Source organism: Ensifer sp. SSB1 (assembly GCF_016652895.1).
Lineage (GTDB): Bacteria > Pseudomonadota > Alphaproteobacteria > Rhizobiales > Rhizobiaceae > Ensifer.
On the sequence record NZ_JAEPRP010000296.1, the window covers coordinates 1,072 to 4,717 of the forward strand.

General features: G+C 60.6%; 6 protein-coding genes and 1 pseudogene. 1 reads left to right on the forward strand and 6 read right to left on the reverse strand.

The window, feature by feature from the left end; genetic code table 11:
• Nucleotides 1–384, forward strand: a 384-nt coding sequence (locus tag I8N66_RS36040; RefSeq protein WP_291165058.1) for a helix-turn-helix domain-containing protein, incomplete at its 5' end; no start/stop codon positions are given.
• 332 nt (nt 385–716) lie between these two features.
• Here I8N66_RS36040 and I8N66_RS36045 read toward each other — a convergent pair.
• The 6 genes and pseudogenes from I8N66_RS36045 to I8N66_RS36070 form a co-directional block, all read right to left on the reverse strand.
• Complete coding sequence (locus I8N66_RS36045; RefSeq protein ID WP_291165061.1) at nt 717–1,091, reverse strand: DUF1515 family protein; 375 nt, start codon at nt 1,089–1,091, stop codon at nt 717–719.
• On the reverse strand, nt 1,078–1,335 hold the full coding sequence (locus I8N66_RS36050) for a hypothetical protein (RefSeq protein WP_291165064.1): 258 nt from the start codon (nt 1,333–1,335) through the stop codon (nt 1,078–1,080). Before I8N66_RS36050 ends, I8N66_RS36045 begins: the two co-directional genes overlap by 14 nt.
• Nucleotides 1,336–1,455: 120 nt before the next feature.
• On the reverse strand, nt 1,456–1,659 hold the full coding sequence (locus I8N66_RS36055; protein WP_113540552.1) for a hypothetical protein: 204 nt from the start codon (nt 1,657–1,659) through the stop codon (nt 1,456–1,458).
• Entirely contained in the window at nt 1,656–2,426 is a 771-nt protein-coding gene (locus I8N66_RS36060; protein ID WP_291165067.1) for a hypothetical protein, read from the reverse strand. The genes I8N66_RS36055 and I8N66_RS36060 overlap by 4 nt, the downstream gene beginning before the upstream one ends.
• 103 nt (nt 2,427–2,529) lie before the next feature.
• Complete coding sequence (locus I8N66_RS36065) at nt 2,530–2,973, reverse strand: hypothetical protein (RefSeq protein ID WP_291165070.1); 444 nt, start codon at nt 2,971–2,973, stop codon at nt 2,530–2,532.
• A pseudogene (locus I8N66_RS36070) lies at nt 2,970–3,646 on the reverse strand (hypothetical protein); the annotation flags it as partial. The pseudogene I8N66_RS36070 and the gene I8N66_RS36065, both read right to left, overlap by 4 nt.

Genomic DNA, 3,646 nt, shown 5'->3' on the forward strand with positions numbered 1-3,646 from the left:
CTCGATCACGGCGACAGCATCATCCTGAAAATTCAGCATTGGCTACACGGCGCCAACACCAAGGGCGTGACGCTGCAGATGATGGCCGAGCGCGCGGGGCTCGGCGACCGCACCTTCCTGCGTCGCTTCCAGAAGGCCACGGGCTTCAACCCGACCGAATATTGCCAGCGGCTGCGGATCGCCAAGTCGCGCGATCTGCTGGAGCGTTCGCATCTCTCGATCGAGCAGGTCGCCTGGCAGAGCGGCTACGACGACACCAACGCCTACCGAAAGATCTTCCGCAAGATCCTCGGCCTTTCGCCGAAGGAATATCGCCTCCGCTTCTCGGTATCGGATGGTGCCCGGCGTATGGCCGCCGGAGCGCCGAATGCGGCGCCGGCTTAGTGCGCCACAGGATCATGGCTCCGTCGACTGAGCCGCGGCGGCAAGACGCGTTCGTTTGGGGCCGCCCGAAGACGCCGCCAGCGGCACACTTCCAGGCGATCTAAGCCGCCAGCCGACAACAGTCCAAGCATTGCCATCTTGGTGCCACTCGAGGGCTAGAAAACGCAAAAACCGCCGCGCGCCCGTTGGGGCGCGCGGCTTACATTGAATTCGGTGGTTTGGCGCGATCTTCCTTGGGCTGTCGGTCAAGCTAGATCTGAACTGCGTTGGAACGTAACCGGCATTTCGGTCAGCTCAAGATATTCGACGCCTCCGCTCACGGGCGCTGCCCGTCACCCCTTGCCGACGATGACAAAGACCACACGGCGGATCGCTTCGGCGAAGCTGACGCCCAGCGCCATCGCTGCAATGCCGGTGACGCCCAATGCGCCGATCCCCATCAGCTTCCAGCGTCTGACATCATCGGTCACCGGTTTCATCTCCGCAACGTCCCCACCGATCGCCGAGACGCACGCTTCGATCTCACCCACACGGTCGATCAACTGCTCCATGCGCAGATGCACGCTGCCATGAATGGCCGCGTACTTGTCCTCGGCCCGGCGGCTCCCCTCCTCGATCCGGCGGATCGATTCCTGCAGGCCGCGCATACCTGCAACCAGTTCACCGAGCTGGCGGTGAACGGCAACATCGATTTCAACTGCCGACATCGGCACGCTCCCCATGCCGGGCGCATTCCGCCCGTGTCCATATTTCCGCAGCGCACAGGCCAACGGCCGTACGATCGATCCGGCGTTGATCGACAGCAGTCGCACCGCGCGCGCCGATGAGATCAGTTCCGACCACGCCCCTGAGACCCGGAACACTGGCCGGTTGTGAAGTTCCACAGCCCGCCTGCATCAAGGCAGGAATCGTAATCAAGGCGCTTTTCGCGAGCGCGGCTCTGAGCGTCATTGTTCTGCCTTTCGATAGCATTGGCGATGGAACGGGCACCGTCGGCCCGGATTTCGTGGACGAGCCAGACGAGGCCGGCGAGCACCAAACCGCAGGCCAACAATTTCGGCCAGGACAGCATCACCTGGCCCAGCCAAGACGGCGCGCGAGCACATACCAGGTTTCGGATAGAACCCCGGCAGCCAGGCCGACGCCAACCTCCAGCAGCATCTGGACATCCGGATCATCCGCAAGCGCGGGACCGGTTTCAGGCGCCAGCAAGCCTTTGGCCACAAGCAAGCCGGCGCCATAGCGCAACACGATGCGGATCATCACCGCGCTCATTTCGCCCACCTCGCGAAAACAGCGATAACCGCTGCAACAAGGCGTTCGAACGTGCTGCCGATAGACCTAGCCGCATCGCTGTCCCCTTCGCCCTTCTCCGCGGGTCCCGACTTTCCCGGCCGTAGCGCAACGACGACGCCGGGCTCCGCCGACGCCGCCTTTGGTTGGCCGGTCCGGCAATATCCGGCTTCTCGCAACGCTGCCTCGAACGCTCGGCCATAAGCCTCGATCTTTGGGCCAATCTGCCTGACATCCGCATTGACGATCGCGCGTGACGCCGCATACCGATAGCCGATTGCCGCCCCGGAAAGGCTTTCGTCCGTGTCGAAGTCGGCAAGCCGCTTCCCGGTAAAAAAACCCTCCGTCATGCCATCGAACAGGATGCGCACCGCAGTCGCCATCTCGCTCGCCTGCTCCGGCGCAGCCGCAAGGCCGAACTTCGCATAGTTCGCCTTGCCGGTAATCTGCGCCAGCCCGCGCCCGCGGAAACGCCACCCATCGTCCGCCGCGACATTCCCGAGCCGACCGCCATAGACCCGGTTCGCAAGCTTGCGCGGATTGCCGGCAAAGGGCTCTGCACTTGCAAGCGTCGGGAATCGTGCGGGCCAAACCTGGGTGAGCCGCTCGGCGGAGTAGTTGAGGTTTTCTTCGACCGGCTGCATGGAGCCGCCAGTTTCGTGATAGACGGTCGCGAGTATTGCAGCGAGGTGGCAGAGGCCGACACCGCGACCACGGGCTTCATCGAGGATCGCCTCGATGCCCCTCATCTGCTGAGCAGACAGAGAAATGCCGAATGCCGCGCTACCCCGTCGCCGGAGAGCGGCAAAAAATACCGAGTGATTCATAGTTCACCTGAATTGTGGAGAGTGCCTAGAGATCGGCAGCAGCAAGCCACAGATTATCGATCTGGGCATCTGATAGACCGAGCGCGGTCCCTATCGTGGCGATCAACGGGTGTTTGCGCCTGAACGAGGTCGCATATTCCCATTCAATCTTGACAGCTTCCTTTTCGGCGCCCTCGGGCATGACATTGATCGCCGCATCGACCTGAACCAAAAATCTGCCCTCAGCCACTAGACCAAGCCTGAGCTGACGCGCCGTCAGGACAGGCATCCGCTCCCGTAATTCTTCGGGCGTAGGCACGGGTTGCGGGACGTGTACCCACGCGCCATCGACGTAGCGATGCTCTGCGGAAGGCCTCAATGGTACTTCGATCGTTCCATAGGGATATCCGGTCAGAATTTCAGTGGGAACATCATCGATCGCTTGCCAGTATCCAAGGCCGGGGTGAAAGAATCCTTTTTCCAATGTCAAGTCCTCAACTCCTGCCAGTTGACCACCGAAGCACCACCATTCGTCAATACCTTGTAGTACCAACCGGACGGGATGATGGTAAAACCACCATTTCCCATGTTCCTGGATGGGCCACCGCTTGTCGCATCGTAGATACCAGATGAAACGATTGCCCATGTCGAGTTGTCAGACGAGACAACGAGATTGACGTCAACGCCACCGCTCGCAACGATATAGGTCGTTACTGCGATCGGGCGACCGGTTGTATTCTGATAGGACGAATTAATAGCGCGTGAACCAGTAACGTTTTGCCACCCTTGACCATGACCGAGCGCGTTGCCGGCGTTAGCCGCATAGCTGACGTTGAAGTTCGACGGATTGTAGACGTACATGTTCGTACCGTCGTTACCGCCCCAAAGCCACGAAGGTTGACCACCTTGACCGGACCAGTTGAAATTCAGATCGACACCATCGGACCTACGCGGATGCGCGCGCCCACTCGACGTGATCTTGCTGTTCAGCACATTGCTCAGCCAGTCGCCATAAATCGGCATATAGATGTTACCGTCTGACTGATAGCGGGCATCGCCAATTAGCAGATGGCCACTCGCCCCAATGTTCACATAACCCTGAACGTAAAGCTGCCCGTCCCCTTCTGAATTAGCCCCCGAAAGGTCCGGACATGCTCCCCCAC

Excerpts from the sequence above, each read along its gene's own strand:
- I8N66_RS36045 (WP_291165061.1), bottom strand. The coding sequence starts at position 1,091 with ATGTCGGCAGTTGAAATCGATGTTGCCGTTCACCGCCAGCTCGGTGAA.
- I8N66_RS36050 (WP_291165064.1), bottom strand. The coding sequence starts at position 1,335 with ATGACGCTCAGAGCCGCGCTCGCGAAAAGCGCCTTGATTACGATTCCT.
- I8N66_RS36055 (WP_113540552.1), bottom strand. The coding sequence starts at position 1,659 with ATGAGCGCGGTGATGATCCGCATCGTGTTGCGCTATGGCGCCGGCTTG.
- I8N66_RS36060 (WP_291165067.1), bottom strand. The coding sequence starts at position 2,426 with ATGAGGGGCATCGAGGCGATCCTCGATGAAGCCCGTGGTCGCGGTGTC.